The sequence below is a fragment of the Streptomyces sp. NPDC015130 genome, from assembly GCF_043080005.1.
Classification (GTDB): Bacteria; Actinomycetota; Actinomycetes; order Streptomycetales; family Streptomycetaceae; genus Streptomyces.
The window spans coordinates 18726-33908 of record NZ_JBIBVC010000003.1 but is presented as its reverse complement, the minus strand read 5'-3'; the positions used below and the strand labels follow the sequence as shown (position 1 = coordinate 33908).

The 15183-nt window shown below is 73.1% G+C and carries 15 protein-coding genes and 1 pseudogene; 13 read left to right on the top strand and 3 right to left on the bottom strand.

What is annotated here, in order from left to right:
* The first annotated feature begins 10 nt into the window (after window positions 1–10).
* From xylA to zapE, 5 genes and pseudogenes are all read left to right on the top strand, one after another.
* Window positions 11–1180 carry a xylose isomerase gene (gene xylA / locus ACF08F_RS06480; RefSeq protein ID WP_392297364.1) on the top strand — a complete coding sequence of 390 codons (1170 nt, stop codon included), beginning with the start codon at window positions 11–13 and terminating at the stop codon, window positions 1178–1180.
* Window positions 1181–1402: 222 nt separating this feature from the next.
* A complete protein-coding gene (locus ACF08F_RS06475; RefSeq protein WP_392297363.1) occupies window positions 1403–2119 on the top strand; it encodes a (Fe-S)-binding protein in 717 nt (238 codons plus the stop codon).
* A complete protein-coding gene (locus tag ACF08F_RS06470) occupies window positions 2116–3540 on the top strand; it encodes a lactate utilization protein B (protein WP_392297362.1) in 1425 nt (474 codons plus the stop codon). Before ACF08F_RS06475 ends, ACF08F_RS06470 begins: the two co-directional genes overlap by 4 nt.
* On the top strand, window positions 3537–4181 hold the full coding sequence (locus ACF08F_RS06465; protein WP_392297361.1) for a lactate utilization protein C: 645 nt from the start codon (window positions 3537–3539) through the stop codon (window positions 4179–4181). Before ACF08F_RS06470 ends, ACF08F_RS06465 begins: the two co-directional genes overlap by 4 nt.
* A gap of 43 nt (window positions 4182–4224) precedes the next feature.
* Window positions 4225–4401: pseudogene (gene zapE, locus ACF08F_RS06460) on the top strand (AFG1/ZapE family ATPase); the annotation flags it as partial.
* 144 nt (window positions 4402–4545) lie between these two features.
* Here the strand turns inward: zapE and ACF08F_RS06455 are convergent.
* The 3 genes from ACF08F_RS06455 to ACF08F_RS06445 form a co-directional block, all read right to left on the bottom strand.
* Entirely contained in the window at window positions 4546–4857 is a 312-nt protein-coding gene (locus ACF08F_RS06455; RefSeq protein WP_392297360.1) for a hypothetical protein, read from the bottom strand.
* 143 nt (window positions 4858–5000) lie between these two features.
* Window positions 5001–5321 carry a hypothetical protein gene (locus ACF08F_RS06450; RefSeq protein WP_392297359.1) on the bottom strand — a complete coding sequence of 107 codons (321 nt, stop codon included), beginning with the start codon at window positions 5319–5321 and terminating at the stop codon, window positions 5001–5003.
* 60 nt (window positions 5322–5381) lie between these two features.
* A complete protein-coding gene (locus ACF08F_RS06445; protein WP_392297358.1) occupies window positions 5382–5921 on the bottom strand; it encodes a VOC family protein in 540 nt (179 codons plus the stop codon).
* A gap of 247 nt (window positions 5922–6168) precedes the next feature.
* On the opposite strand from ACF08F_RS06445, the gene ACF08F_RS06440 reads away from it, so the two are divergent.
* The 8 genes from ACF08F_RS06440 (at window position 6169) to ACF08F_RS06405 (ending at window position 15124) form a co-directional block, all read left to right on the top strand.
* Window positions 6169–6819, top strand: coding sequence for a GntR family transcriptional regulator (locus tag ACF08F_RS06440; RefSeq protein WP_392297357.1), 651 nt, complete (start codon window positions 6169–6171; stop codon window positions 6817–6819).
* 11 nt (window positions 6820–6830) lie between these two features.
* Window positions 6831–7772: a dihydrodipicolinate synthase family protein gene (locus ACF08F_RS06435; RefSeq protein WP_392297356.1), complete on the top strand. Its 942-nt coding sequence runs from the start codon at window positions 6831–6833 to the stop codon at window positions 7770–7772.
* Window positions 7769–9553, top strand: coding sequence for an L-arabinonate dehydratase (gene araD, locus ACF08F_RS06430; protein ID WP_392297355.1), 1785 nt, complete (start codon window positions 7769–7771; stop codon window positions 9551–9553). Before ACF08F_RS06435 ends, araD begins: the two co-directional genes overlap by 4 nt.
* Window positions 9554–9665: 112 nt before the next feature.
* On the top strand, window positions 9666–10619 hold the full coding sequence (locus ACF08F_RS06425; RefSeq protein ID WP_392297354.1) for a carbohydrate ABC transporter permease: 954 nt from the start codon (window positions 9666–9668) through the stop codon (window positions 10617–10619).
* 14 nt (window positions 10620–10633) lie between these two features.
* Window positions 10634–11533 (top strand): carbohydrate ABC transporter permease, encoded by a 900-nt coding sequence (locus ACF08F_RS06420; RefSeq protein WP_392297750.1) that lies wholly within the window; start codon window positions 10634–10636, stop codon window positions 11531–11533.
* Between the two features lie 32 nt (window positions 11534–11565).
* A complete protein-coding gene (locus ACF08F_RS06415; RefSeq protein ID WP_392297353.1) occupies window positions 11566–12729 on the top strand; it encodes a Gfo/Idh/MocA family protein in 1164 nt (387 codons plus the stop codon).
* Window positions 12726–13577 (top strand): PmoA family protein, encoded by an 852-nt coding sequence (locus tag ACF08F_RS06410; RefSeq protein WP_392297352.1) that lies wholly within the window; start codon window positions 12726–12728, stop codon window positions 13575–13577. The genes ACF08F_RS06415 and ACF08F_RS06410 overlap by 4 nt, the downstream gene beginning before the upstream one ends.
* Entirely contained in the window at window positions 13574–15124 is a 1551-nt protein-coding gene (locus ACF08F_RS06405; RefSeq protein ID WP_392297351.1) for a family 43 glycosylhydrolase, read from the top strand. The genes ACF08F_RS06410 and ACF08F_RS06405 overlap by 4 nt, the downstream gene beginning before the upstream one ends.
* The last annotated feature ends 59 nt before the right edge of the window (window positions 15125–15183 follow it).

The following is a 15183-nucleotide window of genomic DNA, read 5'->3' as shown; positions in this document are numbered from 1 at the left end:
AGGACACACCGTGCCGAAGCTCTACTCCCCCACCCCCGAGGATCGCTTCACCTTCGGCCTCTGGACCGTCGGCTGGCAGGGCCGCGACCCCTTCGGCGAGGCCACCCGCCCCGCCCTCGACCCGGTCGAGACCGTCGAGCGGCTCGCCGCCCTCGGCGCGTACGGCGTCACCTTCCACGACGACGACCTCATCCCCTTCGGCGCCTCGGAGAACGAGCGCGACACCGCCGTCAAGCGTTTCCGTGCCGCGCTGGAGCGGACCGGGCTCGCGGTCCCGATGGCGACGACCAACCTCTTCACCCACCCCGTCTTCAAGGACGGCGCCTTCACCGCCAACGACCGGGACGTGCGCCGCTTCGCGCTGCGCAAGACCCTCCGCAACATCGACCTGGCCGTCGAGCTCGGCGCGAGCGTGTACGTGGCCTGGGGCGGCCGGGAGGGCGCCGAGTCCGGCGCCGCCAAGGACGTGCGGATCGCGCTCGACCGGATGAAGGAGGCCTTCGACCTCCTCGGCGAGTACGTCACCGAGCAGGGCTACGACCTGCGGTTCGCGATCGAGCCCAAGCCGAACGAACCGCGCGGCGACATCCTGCTGCCGACCGTCGGGCACGCCCTCGCCTTCATCGAGCGCCTGGAGCGCCCGGAGCTCGTCGGGGTGAACCCCGAGACGGGGCACGAGCAGATGGCCGGGCTCAACTTCCCGCACGGCATCGCGCAGGCCCTGTGGGCGGGCAAGCTCTTCCACATCGACCTCAACGGTCAGTCGGGCATCAAGTACGACCAGGACTTCCGCTTCGGGGCGGGCGACCTGCGCCAGGCGTTCTGGCTGGTGGACCTCCTGGAGACCGCCGGGTACGCCGGGCCGCGCCACTTCGACTTCAAGCCGGTGCGCACGGACGGCTTCGACGGGGTGTGGGAGTCGGCGCGGAACTGCATGCGCAACTACCTGATCCTTGAGGAGCGTGCGGCGGCCTTCCGCGCCGACCCCGACGTCCAGGGGGCCCTGGCGGCCTCGCGGCTGCCCGAGCTCGCCGTCCCCACGGCCGCCGACGGCCTCGCCGCGCTGCTCGCCGACCCCACGGCGTACGAGACCTTCGACGCGGAGGCCGCCGCCGCCCGGTCGATGGCCTTCGAGCACCTCGACCAGCTCGCTCTGGAACACCTCCTCGGCGTCCGCTGAGCCTCCGGGGAACAGGTGGACCTCGGCGCGAGTCGCCGGCGTCCTCGTGCAGGCGCGGGCCGGCGCTCCCGTCGGCGAACCGCCCTCGTCGCGTCGGCTCGTCGCGTCGGCTCGTCGCGGCGTCGCGGCCCCTGCGACACTGCGTACCGCGGAAGGATCCCGCCGGCCGCGCCGCCCGGGACGCGGCCGCCGCCCGAACCGAACCGTCCCGAGGAACCCGTGATGCGCGTCGCCCTCTTCGTCACCTGCGTCAACGACGCCGTCTTCCCCTCGACGGGCGTGGCGACGGTCCGGCTCCTCGAACGGCTCGGCGTGGAGGTCGACTTCCCCGCAGCGCAGACCTGTTGCGGGCAGCCGCAGTTCAACACCGGCTACCGGGAGGAGACCGGGCCGCTCGTCCGGCGCACGGTCCGGGCCTTCGAGGGGTACGAGCACGTCGTCGTCCCGTCCGGTTCCTGCGCGGCGATGGTGCGGCACCACTACCCGTCCTTCGGCGCGGATGCGGCGGGCCTCGGCCCGCGCGTGTACGAGCTGACGGAGTTCCTGGTGGACGTGCTCGGCGTGACGGACGTGGGCGCGTACTTCCCGCACAGGGTGACGTACCACCCGTCCTGCCACGGGCTCCGGCTGCTCGGGCTCGGGGAGCGGCCGCGGCGGCTCCTGGAGGCGGTGAAGGGCCTGGAGCTCGTGGAGCTGCCGGGGGCGGAGGAGTGCTGCGGTTTTGGCGGGACCTTCGCGGTGAAGAACCCGGACGTGTCGGCCGCCATGGGTGCGGACAAGATCACGAACGCGCAGTCCACGGGCGCGGCCGTGCTGTGCGGCGCGGACAACTCCTGTCTGCTGCACCTGGGCGGGATGCTGAGACGGCGGGAGGACCCTTTGCGGGCACTGCACCTGGCGGAGATCCTGGCGAGCACGGAAGAGGAGCCCTGGCGATGAGCGGAGTCTTCGTCGGCATGCCGGCGTTCCCGGAGGCGGCGCGCGAGGCCGTCCACGACACGACGCTCCGGGCGAACCTGCGGCACGCGACACACACGATCCGGGACAAGCGGGCGCGGGCGGTCGCCGAGCTCGACGACTGGGCCGCGCTGCGGGAGGCCGGGAAGCGCATCAAGGACGAGACGCTCCGTCATCTGGACCGGTATCTGGTGCAGTTGGAGGAGGCGGTGACGGCCGCCGGCGGCACCGTGCACTGGGCGGCGGACGCGGCGGAGGCCAACCGGATCGTCGCCGGTCTCGTCAGGGCGACGGGCGAGACGGAGGTCGTCAAGGTCAAGTCCATGGCCACGCAGGAGATCGGGCTCAACGAACACCTGGAGTCCGAGGGCATCGCCGCCTACGAGACGGACCTCGCGGAGCTCATCGTGCAGCTCGGAGAGGACCGCCCCTCGCACATCCTCGTCCCGGCCATCCACCGCAACCGCGGCGAGATCCGCGACATCTTCGCCGAGAAGATGGGGAGTTGGGGCCGCCCCGCGCCGGAGGGGCTGAGCGACACCCCGGCCGAGCTGGCGGAGGCGGCCCGGCTGCACCTGCGGGAGAAGTTCCTGCGGGCCAAGGTCGGGATCTCCGGGGCGAACTTCATGGTCGCCGAGACCGGCACGCTCGTCGTCGTCGAGTCCGAGGGCAACGGCCGCATGTGCCTGACGCTGCCCGAGACCCTGATCTCCGTCGTCGGGATCGAGAAGGTCGTGCCGACCTGGCGGGACCTGGAGGTGTTCCTGCAGACGCTGCCCCGCTCGTCGACGGCCGAGCGCATGAACCCGTACACCAGCATGTGGACCGGTACGACGGACGGGGACGGGCCGAGCGCCTTCCATCTCGTGCTCCTCGACAACGGCCGTACGGACGCCCTCGCCGACGAGGTCGGCCGGCAGGCGCTGCGCTGCATCCGCTGCTCGGCCTGCCTCAACGTCTGCCCGGTGTACGAGCGGGCCGGCGGCCACGCGTACGGTTCGGTCTACCCCGGGCCGATCGGCGCCGTCCTGACCCCTCAACTCCGGGGAACCGTCAGCGAGATCGACGCCTCGCTGCCGTACGCCTCCTCGCTGTGCGGCGCCTGCTACGAGGTGTGCCCGGTCGCGATCGACATCCCCGAGGTCCTGGTGCATCTGCGCGAGCGGGTCGCCGGGCAGGGCGGGAAGGGTCACCGTCTGGAGAAGGCCGCGATCAGGGCCGCCTCCTGGATCCTCGACCGTCCGCACGTACTGGCCGCCGGGGAGCGGCTGGCGTCCGCGACCCGCGAGGTCCACCCGAAGCGCCTGCCGGGGCCCGGCGCGCGTCAGTGGTCCGACCACCGGGACCTGCCCGAGCTGCCCGCCGAACCGTTCCGCGACTGGTGGAGGAAGAACCGCGCATGACCGACACCGTCTCCTCGCGCGAGCGGATCCTCGCCCGGGTCCGCGCCGCCGTCGCCGACGCGCCCGAGGCGCCCGCCGTCGCCCGCGACTACCGGACGAGCCACACGGCGGACGACCCGGCGGCCGTGCTCGGCCTGCTCCACGAGAACCTCGCCGACTACCGGGCCCACGTCCACCGCACCGCCCCCGGCGGCCTCGCCGCCCTGGTCGCCGAGCGGCTCGCGGAGCGCGGTGCCCGGAGCGTCGCCGTGCCGCCCGGGCTGCCCGAGGAGTGGCTCGCCGCCACGGACGCCGTCCGGCGGCCCGACAGGCCCCGGCTCACCCCGTACGAACTGGACGGCGTCGACGCGGTGGTGACGGGCTGCGCGCTGGCGATCGCCGAGACCGGCACGATCGTCCTCGACGGCGGTCCGGGGCAGGGGCGCCGCGCCCTCACCCTCGTTCCCGACGTGCACGTCTGCGTGGTCCTGGCGCCGGAGCAGGTGGTGGCCTCGGTGCCGTCGGCGCTCCCCCGGCTCGATCCGGGGCGTCCGCTGACCTGGATCTCCGGGCCCTCGGCGACGAGCGACATCGAGCTCGACCGGGTCGAGGGCGTCCACGGCCCGCGCACCCTGGAGGTCATCCTGGTGACCGACGGCTGACGCCGGCCGGTCGGGCCGGCTGCGGGAGCTCCCGGCCCGCGCGGTGCGCGGCGGACTCGTGTGGTTCGCCTTCGACGCACTGCGCGAGACGGCGACGGCGGGTCCCGACCACCTGGCCCTCGCCGAACGGTTCGACACCCTGGTCCTGGACGGCGTGCCCCCGTCGGCCGAGGCCTCCGCGGACGGACGGCGGCGGTTCGCGAACCTCGTGGACGTCGCCTGCGACCGGGGCGTCAGGCCGGTCCTCATCGGCTCCGACCCGCCGGCCTCCCTCTCCGAGGGCCGAACCCCCCGACGCGCGGCTTCGACCGCACGGCGAGCCGGCTCGCGATGCTCCGGCGCGCGGACTGAGCTGCCCCGCGCCTCAGCCGACGACGAGGGGCTCGGGCTCGGCGAGGAGGTCGTCGACGATGGTGAGGCGGGTCTCGGGGAAGTACTCGAGGATCGCCTCGCGCATCATCGCCTCGCCCTCCGGATCGGGGGTCCCGCACTTCTCCCGGGTCTCCCGGTCGGGCCAGCGCGCGTACGCCACCCAGGTGCCGTCGTCGGCCTTGTGGAGCCTGGAACCGTAGCTTCCGCACTCCTGACGGATCGCCACGGTCACCCGGTGCCAGCCGTCGACGAGCAGCTGCTCCTTGCCCGGCCGCAGCCGCCACCGGTACACCATCGCGAACATCGCTCCGCCTCCTTCGTCATGGCGACGGCGGCGCGCACCGCCCTCGGGAGGACTGAACTACACCGATCAGTTCACTGTCAATACTGAACGGTTCGGTTGAGGTTGCCGGGCCGCACCCGTCACGATCGCCGCCCGGGCGGGCCTCAGACTCCGCGCCTCCCCTTCTCGACGGCCTGGCGGACGTCGTCCCCCCAGCCGAGGTCGTCGGCGATCCGCACCGCGTCCCGCTCGACGACGACCTTCTCCTCGGCCTTGCGCACCTGCACCCCGGCCACTCCCGCCTCGACGAGGAACTTCCGCAGCTTGGCGTCGTGACCCTGGGCGTACGTGCTCTGGGTGGTGCTGGTGCACCGGGTCGTCTTCGGCTCCCAGGTCCTGTCGCCGTGCGGGGTCTCGTGGAGAAGTACCAGGTACGAGTAACTCCCGCAGGCACAGGGGCGGGTGGCGTTCGTTGCTGTGGTCATGGCCGGATCATAGGTACGACGGCCCCCGCCCGACGAGCCCGCTGACGGCCGCCCCCTCGCCTACACGACGCCGTCGTCCTGGCCCGGAGAGTACAGCGCCCCCTGGACGTACTCCATGGCCTTCGTGAAGGCCGGGTCGGTGAGGCGGCGGGTCATCTCCTGGTCGTCGACGTCCTCGATGTGGGTCTGGATCCACCAGAGGTTGCCGAACGGGTCGCGGACGCGGCCGACGAGGTCGCCGAAGAAGAGGTGGGTGACCTCGGTGACGGAGGTTCCGCCCGCCTCGACCGCGCGCCGGTGGACGGCCCGGGCGTCGTCCACGTAGAGCCGGACGAACGCGGGGGTCGGCGCCCAGCCGGGCGGGCTGTCGAAGGCCATGATCCGGCCGTTCCCGATCCGCAGTTCGGCGTGGCCGATGGTGCCGTCCTCCATGACGAACCGGCCCAGGTCCTCGGCACCGAAGGCCCGCTCCAGATAGTCGATCAGACCGGCGGTGTCGGCTCCGATGATCCAGGGCGTGACGGTGGTGTAGCCCTCGGGGACGGCCTGGACGGGGGCGGGGGAGGGTGAGGCGGGCGTGGCGGGGGTGTCGTCGCTCATGCCGTCACGCTAGGCCGCATTTAGGTCAGCCGGCGACCTCCATGCCCGCGGGCCCGAGACAGGTACACCGTACGGCAGAGCAGAGTGGCGGGCCCGCCCTTCGAGGCCGCTGACCCGGCACGATAGAAAACGCTTTCACGAACCCTGTGCGAAGCATTGACGAAACACCAACGCCCCCCTAACTTCATGCCCGTTGCACTTCGTACGTCATATATGAGACGCGATACACGAGATCTGAGAGTGCTCCATGGCCTTCGCCCCCAGCCCCATCCCGTCCCGCACCCAGTACGTCCTGGAGGCGATCAAGCACGACATCCTCACCGGCGGGCTCAGACCCGGCCAGGCGCTCGTGGAGACCGAACTCGCCGCGCGCTTCGGGGTGTCGAAGACCCCGGTGCGCGAGGCGCTCAAGACCCTCGCCGGCAGCGGGCTCGTGGTGATGAGCCAGTACAAGGGCGTCACGGTCCGGATGGTCGACGCGGACATGGCCCGCGCGGTCTACGACGTCCGCCTGCTCCTGGAGCCCGAGGCCGTCCGCCGCGCCGTCGCCTCCGCCGCCCCGCTCGACGCGGCGCACGAGGCACTGCGCCGGGCCGCCGGGGCCGAGGACCCGGCCGAACGGTCCCTCGCCAACCGGGACTTCCACCGCGCGCTCTACCTGCCCTGCGGCAATCCGCTGCTCGGCCGGATGCTCGACGAGGTCCGCGACCAGGCCGCCCTGGTCTCCACCGTCGCCTGGGCCGCCGTTCCCTCCTGGGAGCGCGAGGCCTCGGAGCACGAGGAGATCCTGCGACTCGCCACCGCGGGCGATGCCGAGGGAGCCGGCCGGGCCGTGCACGACCACATCGCCTCGTTCGTCGAGCGCGCCTTCCCCCAGTCCGCCCTGAACGACGAGTGAGCGAACCGCCAGTGAACGAAGAGCCGGAGAACGAACAGCACTCCCCCGCCGTCGACTTCGAGACCCTCAGGGCCGCCCTCGCCGACGTCGTGGCCATCCCCGTCACCCCGTTCGCCGCGGACGGCTCGGTCGACACCGTCGCCCTCCGCGCGCTGCTGCGCCGGCTGCTCGACGGCGGCGTCCGCACCCTCACGCCGAACGGCAACACCGGCGAGTTCTACGCCCTCACCCCCGAGGAGCGCCGCTCCCTCACCGAGGTGACCGTCGAGGAGGCCGGGGACCGCGCCGTGATCCTGGTCGGCGTCGGCCACGACGTGCCGACGGCCGTCGAGGCCGCCCGGCACGCCCGCGCCGCCGGGGCCCACATGCTGATGGTGCACCAGCCCGTCCACCCGTACGTCTCCGAGAGCGGCTGGGTCGACTACCACCGGGCCATCGCGGAGGCCGTGCCGGAGCTCGGCGTCGTCCCGTACATCCGCAACCCGCTCCTCTCCGGTGCCCGGCTCGCCGAGCTCGGCGCGGCCTGCCCCAACGTCGTCGGGGTGAAGTACGCCGTCCCGGACGCCTCCCGGTTCGCCGGTTTCGCCCGGGACGCGGGCCTCGACCGCTTCGTGTGGGTGGCGGGGCTGGCCGAGCCGTACGCCCCCTCGTACTTCGCGAGCGGCGCGACCGGCTTCACCTCCGGGCTCGTCAACGTCTCCCCCGCGCTCTCCCTGGAGATGCTGCACGCGCTGCGGGCGGGCGACTACCCGACCGCGATGAAGGTGTGGGAGCGGATCCGCCGCTTCGAGGAGCTGCGGGCCGCGAACGGCAGCGCGGACAACGTGACCGTCGTCAAGGAGGCCCTCGCCTCCCTCGGCCTGTGCCGCCGCGACATCCGCCCGCCGAGCCGGGAACTCCCGGAGAGCGAGCGGGCCGAGGTCGCCGCGATAGCCGCCGGCTGGCCGTCATGAGCGCCCCCGGCGACCCCCGACGCCCCGAGCCCGGCGACCCCCCGCACCCCGAGCCCGGCACCCCCCGGCGCCCCGAGGAGCTGCGCAGCCACCAGTGGTACGGCACGGACGGGCTGCGCTCGTTCAGCCACCGCGCCCGCACACGGCAGCTCGGCTACCTGCCCGAGGAGCACCTCGGCAAGCCGGTGATCGCGATCCTCAACACGTGGTCCGACATCAACCCCTGTCACGTCCACCTCCGGGACCGCGCGCAGGCCGTGAAGCGAGGGGTGTGGCAGGCGGGCGGCTTCCCGCTGGAGTTCCCGGTCTCGACCCTCTCGGAGACGTTCCAGAAGCCGACGCCGATGCTCTACCGCAACCTCCTCGCCCTGGAGACGGAGGAGCTGCTCCGCTCGTATCCGGTGGACGGGGCGGTCCTGATGGGCGGCTGCGACAAGACGACCCCGGCGCTGCTGATGGGCGCCGCCTCCGTCGACCTGCCGGCCGTCTTCGTGCCGGCCGGGCCGATGCTGCCCGGGCACTGGCGCGGCGAGACCCTCGGCTCCGGCACGGACATGTGGAAGTACTGGGACGAGAAGCGGGCGGGCCGGATCGGTGACTGCGAGATGGCCGAGCTGGAGAGCGGCCTGGCCCGCTCCCCCGGCCACTGCATGACGATGGGGACGGCCTCCACGCTCACCGCCGCCGCGGAGACCCTGGGCGTGACCGTGCCGGGCGCCTCCTCGGTGCCTGCGGTGGACTCGGGCCACGACCGGATGGCGGCGGCCTCGGGGCTGCGGATCGTCGAGCTCGTACGGCAGGACCTGCGGCTGTCGCGGCTGCTGACCCGGGAGGCGTACGAGGACGCGGTCGCCGCCGTCCTGGCGCTCGGCGGCTCGACGAACGCGGTGATCCACCTGATCGCGATGGCGGGGCGCTCCGGGGTGAAGCTCACGCTCGACGACTTCGACCGGATCGCGCGGACCGTCCCGGTCCTGGCGAACCTGCGTCCCGGCGGCCGGTACCTCATGGAGGACTTCCACTTCGCGGGCGGGATGCCGGGCTTCCTGTCGCGGCTGACGGACGTGCTGCACCTGGACCGGCCGACGGTCTCGCACGCCACCCTGCGCGAGCAGCTGGCCGGCGCGCTCGTGCACGACGAGGACGTGATCCGGGACCGGGCCGGGGCCCTGGCCGCCGAGGGCGGGGTGGCCGTGCTGCGGGGCAACCTCTGTCCGGACGGGGCGGTGATCAAGCACATCGCGGCAGAGCCGCGGCTGCTGAAGCACACGGGTCCCGCGGTCGTCTTCGACGACTACCGGACCATGCAGCGGACCATCGACGACCCGGCGCTCGGCATCACCGCGGACCATGTGCTCGTGCTGCGCGGCGCGGGACCCAAGGGCGGTCCCGGCATGCCGGAGTACGGGATGCTGCCGATCCCCTCGTACCTCCTGGAGCAGGGGGTGAAGGACATGGTCCGGATCTCCGACGCCCGGATGAGCGGGACGAGCTACGGGGCCTGTGTGCTGCACGTGGCGCCCGAGTCCCATGTCGGCGGACCCCTCGCCCTGGTCCGCACGGGCGATGCGATCACTCTCGACGTCGCGGCGCGCTCACTCCATCTGCACGTCACGGAGGAGGAGTTGGCCCGCCGGAAGGCCGCGTGGACACCGCCTCCGGTGCGGTACGAACGCGGCTACGGCGCGCTCTACATGGAGCAGATCTCCCAGGCCGACACCGGCTGCGACTTCGCGTTCCTGGCCAGGCCGGGGACCACCCCCGACCCGTACGCGGGCTGAGCCCCGCCGCGCGAAGCACCGTCGGAACCCCGAACGCACCTCCCCCTCGTCCCCCCTGTCCGAAATCTCGAAGTCGTTCGCGAAGCGCTTCACCGAGAACGGAGCCGCCGTCATGGCCTCAGCTGTGACCTCACCGCCCCAGGCCGGAACGCCCCAGGCCGATCCGGCACGGAGGCGCCGCCGCACGGGATCGGCCCCCCGCCGACTGCCGTATCTCCTGATCGCCCCCGCCGGTCTGCTGATGCTGGGCTTCATCGCCTACCCGGTGCTCAGCGTCTTCTACTACAGCCTCCGGCACCACAACCCCACCAAGCCCTGGCGGAACGGCTTCGCCGGCCTCGACAACTTCACCCGCATCTTCACCGAGGACCCGCACTTCTGGGGGACGCTGTCCTTCAGCCTGAAGTGGGTCGTGGTCGAGGTGACCCTCCAGCTGCTCTTCGGCCTCGCGCTCGCCCTGATCGTGAACCAGACCTTCGTGGGCCGCGCCCTGGGCCGGGCCCTCGTCTTCTCGCCGTGGGCCGTCTCGGGCGTGCTCACCTCCGCGATCTGGGTGCTGCTCTACAACTCCCAGACCGGCATCACGCGCTACCTGGCGGACCTGGGCATCGGCGAGTACGGCACGTCCCTGCTCTCCGACACCGCGACCGTGTTCCCCGCGGCGATCGTCGCCGACCTGTGGCGCGGGGTGCCCTTCTTCGCCATCCTCATCCTGGCCGACCTCCAGTCCGTGCCGAAGGACCTGTACGAGGCGGCCGAGGTCGACGGGGCCGGCCGGGTCCGCCAGTTCCTGCACATCACGCTGCCGCACATCCGGGACGCGATCGTGCTGTCCACGCTGCTGCGCGCGGTGTGGGAGTTCAACAACGTCGACCTGCTGTACACGCTGACCGGCGGCGGCCCCGCGGGCGAGACGACCACGCTCCCGCTGTACATCGCGCACACCAGCGTCGACGCCCACAACTTCGGATACGCCTCCGCCCTCACCACGGTGGCGTTCGTGATCCTTCTCTTCTGCTCGATGGCCTATCTGCGCCTGAGCAAGTTCGGAGGCGACGGCAAGTGACAGCCGAGTCCACCCTGACCGCCGCCCCCGCCCCCGGGGCCGCGCAGGTCCCACCGCCCCCCGACCGGACCCCGCCGGCCGTCGCCCGCAAGCGCCGCCGGGCCTGGGACGAGGTCCCCCGCTGGCAGATCTACCTGCCGCTCGGGATCTACCTCGTCTTCACCCTGGTCCCCTTCTACTGGATCCTGCTGTTCGCGGTGCGGCCGGCCGGTTCCACCTCGCTCCTGCCCTGGCCGATGACCACCGAGCACTTCGAGAAGGTGTGGACGGAGCGCAGCTTCGGCGTCTTCTTCCAGAACAGCCTGCTCATCGGCGTCGCGGTGCTGGTCATGACCACGGTCGTGGCCCTGGCCGGGGGGTACGCGCTCGCCCGCTTCGACTTCCGGATCAAGAAGGGCTTCATGCTGGCCCTGCTCTGCTCGCAGTTCGTGCCGGGCGCCCTGCTGCTCGTCCCGCTGTTCCAGATCTTCGCCGAGCTGCGGATGATCAACTCGCTCGGCTCGGTCGTCATCGCCGAGACCGTCTTCCAGCTCCCGCTGTCGATGATCCTCATCAGCGGCTTCATCAGGAACGTGCCGTACTCCCTGGAGGAGGCCGCCTGGGTCGACGGCTGCAACCGCTTCTCCGCGTTCCGGATCGTCGTCCTGCCGCTCCTGCGGCCCGGGCTCGTCGCCGTCGGCTCCTTCGCCTTCGTCCACGCCTGGAACCACTTCCTCTTCGCCCTGATGTTCCTCAGCAGCCAGTCCAAGCAGACGATCCCCGTCGGCCTCAACACCCTGATGGGCGCCGACAGCGTCGACCTCGGCGCGCTCGCGGCCGGCGGGGTCATCGCCGCCGTCCCCGTCGTCATCGTCTTCGCCTTCATCCAGAAGTGGCTGGTCACCGGCTTCAGCGCCGGGGCGGTGAAGGGATGAACGGCGCCCGGACGACCCTCGACGAGGAAGACATGAACCCCGCACGCATCCCGCTGCCCGTCGTCCTCGCCGGCGCCCGCGGTCACGGCCGCAGCCACCTCCTCAACATCCGCCGCCTGGAGGAGCGCGGGCTCGTCCGCCTGGCCGGGGTCTGCGAGCTGCGCCCGCTGGACGCGGCCGAGCTGGACGGCATCGGGGACCCGGAGCAGTCCGCCGACTTCGAGGCGCTCCTCGCCTCGACCGGCGCCCGGGTCGCCGTGCTCAGCACGCCCATCCAGACCCACACCGACATGGCGCTCGCCGCCGCCCGGCACGGGGCGCACATCCTCCTGGAGAAGCCGCCCGCCCCCTCGCTCGCGGAGTTCCGCCGGATGACCGAAGGGGTCGCGGCGGCCGGAGTGGCCTGTCAGATCGGCTTCCAGTCGCTCGGCTCGCACGCGGTGGTCGCGATCCGCCGGATGGTCGAGGAGGGCGCGATCGGGGAACTCCTCGGCGTCGGCGCCGCCGGGGCCTGGGTCCGCGACGAGGCCTACTTCCGGCGCGCGCCCTGGGCGGGTCGCCGGCGCCTCGGCGGCGCCGACGTCGTCGACGGGGTGCTCACCAACCCCCTCGCGCACGCCGTCGCCACGGCGCTCGCGCTCGCCGGAGCCACCCGGGCCGAGGACGTCGAGCACATCGAGAGCGAACTGCTCCGCGCCAATCCCGTCGAGTCCGACGACACCTCCTGCGTGCGGGTCGTGACGGCGGCCGGCCCCCAGGTGACGGTGGCGGCGACGCTCTGCGCCGAGCGGTCCTCGGAGCCGTACGTCGTCGTCCACGGCAGCCGGGGCCGCATCACCTTCTGGTACCGGCAGGACCGGGTCCTGGTCCAGCGGGCCGGGCACGGGCCGGTGGAGACCGTGTACGGGCGGACCGACCTCCTGGAGAACCTCGTCGCGCAGGTGACGGACGGCGAGCCGCTGCGGGTGCCCCCGGTGGAGACGGGCGCGTTCATGCAGGTCGTCGAGGCGGTCCGGACCGCCCCGGATCCGCTGGAGGTGCCTGCCGGGCACTGGCACCACGAGCCCGGCGGGATCGCGCCCCGCCGGGTCGTCGACGGGATCGACGCCCTGGTCGACGCGAGCGCCGACGAGCTGCGGCTCTTCTCCGAACTCGGCGCCGCCTGGGCGCCGTCGACCCGGGCGGGGGCGCGATGAGCACCGGGCACCCGACCCTCCTGCGCTGCGCCGGGCGCACCGTCGCCCGCTACACCACCCGGCCGCCGCTGGCCATCGGCCACTCCCCCCGGCCGTACCTGCACCCGGTGACGACCCTCGCCGGGCGGGTCGTGACCGAGACCGTGCCCGCGGACCATCCGCACCACCTGGGGGCGGGGGTCGCCGTCCCCGACGTCGCGGGCCACAACTTCTGGGGCGGGCGCACCTTCGTCCGGGGCCGCGGCCCGGTCGAGCTCGACAACCACGGAGTGCAGCGCCACGACGGGTTCAAGCTGTGCGACCCGGACGGCTTCGTCGAGGAGCTGAGCTGGTGGGCGGCGGGCGAGCGGCTCCTGCGCGAGCACCGGACCGTGGCGGCCACGGCCCTCACGGACACCGCCTGGGCGCTCGACCTGACGTTCTCGCTCGTCAACACGTCGGGGCGGGATCTGTCGATCGGCAGTCCCGCGACGAACGGCCGGCCGGGCGCCGCGTACGGCGGGTTCTTCTGGCGCGCGCCCAAGGAGGCGGCGGTGCCCGCGGTCTTCGGCGCGGACCCCGGGGCCGACGACGAGGAGTCGGTGCACGGCGCCCGGTCCGACTGGGTGGCGCTCGCGGGCGACGGCTGGACCCTGCTCTTCGCCGGGGCGACGGAGACGACCCGCCGCGACCCGTGGTTCGTGCGGGCCGCCGAGTATCCGGGCGTGGGTTCGTCCCTCGCCCACGACGGCCGGCTGCCGGTGCCCGCCGGGGAGACCTTCGTACGCCGGGTGGTGACCGTGGTCGCCGACGGCCGGCTCGACCGGTCCGGCGCCGCCGCCCTGGTCCGCAAGGCGGTGGCCTCGTGAGCCGCCCGGCCGGCCGGGCCCCCACCGGCGACCTGGGCGACGGCACGTACCGCAACCCGGTCCTCGCGGCCGACTGGTCGGACCCGGACGTCGTCCGGGTCGGCGAGGACTACTACCTGACGGCGTCCAGTTTCGGCCGCGCCCCCGGCCTGCCGCTGCTGCACTCCCGGGACCTGGTCAACTGGACGATCGTGGGCCACGCCCTGGAGCGGCTCGAACCGGCGGCCGCGTTCACCGTGCCCCGGCACGACCGAGGGGTCTGGGCGCCCTCGCTCCGGCACCACGACGGCCGGTTCTGGATCTTCTGGGGCGATCCCGACCACGGGATCCTCCAGGTCAACGCCCCTTCGGTGCGCGGGCCGTGGACCCCGCCGCACCTGGTGAAGTCGGGGCTCGGACTGATCGACGCCTGCCCTCTGTGGGACGAGGAGTCCGGCGAGGCGTACCTCGTCCACGGGTGGGCGAAGTCCCGGGCCGGGTTCAACAACCGGCTCACCGGCCACCGGATGAGCCCCGACGGCACGAAGGTCCTCGACGAGGGCCGGGTCCTCGTCGACGCCGACCTGATCCCGGGCTGGTTCACCCTGGAGGGACCGAAGCTGTACCGGCACGACGGCTGGTTCTGGATCCTCGCCCCGGCCGGGGGCGTGGCCACCGGCTGGCAGGGCGCCTTCCGGTCACGGTCGTTCCACGGCCCGTACGAGGAGCGGACCGTGCTCGCGCAGGGCGACACCGACGTCAACGGCCCCCACCAGGGCGGCTGGGTGCGCACCCAGCACGGCGAGGACTGGTTCCTGCACTTCCAGCAGTCGGGCGCGCACGGCCGGCTCGTCCACCTCCAGCCGATGCGCTGGGGCGCGGACGGCTGGCCGGTGCTCGGCGACGGCGGCGCGCCCGTCCGGGTCCACCGCAAGCCGCGCCTGCCGGAGCAGCCGCCGTCGCGGCCGGCGGTCGACGACACCTTCCCCGGCGGGCGGTTCGGCCGCCAGTGGCAGTGGACCGCCAATCCGGACGAGGGCTGGGCGACCCAGCACGCGGGCGACGGCCTGCGCCTGGGCTGTGTGCGTACGGAGCGGCTCGACGACCTGCGGAGCGTCCCGCACGTGCTCACCCAGCGGCTGCCGGCCGGGGCGTGCGCGGTCGAGGTCGGGCTGCGCCTCGACGGCGAGGCCGCCGGGGCCCGCGCGGGGCTCGTGGTCCTGGGCGACGCGTACGCCTGGATCGGTCTGGAGCGCGCCCCGGACGGCACGGTCCGGCTGACGCACCGCTTCGCCCCGGCGGGTGCCGGGCGCGAACGGGACGCGGCCCGCTCCCGGCCGGTGGCCGGGGACCGGGTCCTGCTGCGGATCGAGGTCACGACGGACGCGCGCTGCCGCTTCTCGTACTCCTCCCACGGCACCGATGACGGTCCGGTCCCGCTGGGCCCGGAGTTCGCCGCCGCCCCCTGGCGCTGGGTCGGCGCGCTGCTCGGCCTGTTCGCCGGCGCGCCGGAGGGCTCGGGACACGCCGGGACGGCCGTGTTCTCGGACTTCCACGTCACCGACTGACACCCCACTGACCCCTCTGAGCTCCCCCACATCCCCATCCCCGCAAGACCCCGAGAGAA

What these genes read in the sequence shown, in the direction of transcription:
- ACF08F_RS06465 (WP_392297361.1), top strand. Translation starts at nt 3,537, where the DNA reads ATGACCGACACCGTCTCCTCGCGCGAGCGGATCCTCGCCCGGGTCCGC.
- araD (WP_392297355.1), top strand. Translation starts at nt 7,769, where the DNA reads ATGAGCGCCCCCGGCGACCCCCGACGCCCCGAGCCCGGCGACCCCCCG.
- ACF08F_RS06455 (WP_392297360.1), bottom strand. Translation starts at nt 4,857, where the DNA reads ATGTTCGCGATGGTGTACCGGTGGCGGCTGCGGCCGGGCAAGGAGCAG.
- ACF08F_RS06445 (WP_392297358.1), bottom strand. Translation starts at nt 5,921, where the DNA reads ATGAGCGACGACACCCCCGCCACGCCCGCCTCACCCTCCCCCGCCCCC.
- ACF08F_RS06470 (WP_392297362.1), top strand. Translation starts at nt 2,116, where the DNA reads ATGAGCGGAGTCTTCGTCGGCATGCCGGCGTTCCCGGAGGCGGCGCGC.
- ACF08F_RS06425 (WP_392297354.1), top strand. Translation starts at nt 9,666, where the DNA reads ATGGCCTCAGCTGTGACCTCACCGCCCCAGGCCGGAACGCCCCAGGCC.
- ACF08F_RS06450 (WP_392297359.1), bottom strand. Translation starts at nt 5,321, where the DNA reads ATGACCACAGCAACGAACGCCACCCGCCCCTGTGCCTGCGGGAGTTAC.
- ACF08F_RS06415 (WP_392297353.1), top strand. Translation starts at nt 11,566, where the DNA reads ATGAACCCCGCACGCATCCCGCTGCCCGTCGTCCTCGCCGGCGCCCGC.
- ACF08F_RS06475 (WP_392297363.1), top strand. Translation starts at nt 1,403, where the DNA reads ATGCGCGTCGCCCTCTTCGTCACCTGCGTCAACGACGCCGTCTTCCCC.
- ACF08F_RS06440 (WP_392297357.1), top strand. Translation starts at nt 6,169, where the DNA reads ATGGCCTTCGCCCCCAGCCCCATCCCGTCCCGCACCCAGTACGTCCTG.
- ACF08F_RS06410 (WP_392297352.1), top strand. Translation starts at nt 12,726, where the DNA reads ATGAGCACCGGGCACCCGACCCTCCTGCGCTGCGCCGGGCGCACCGTC.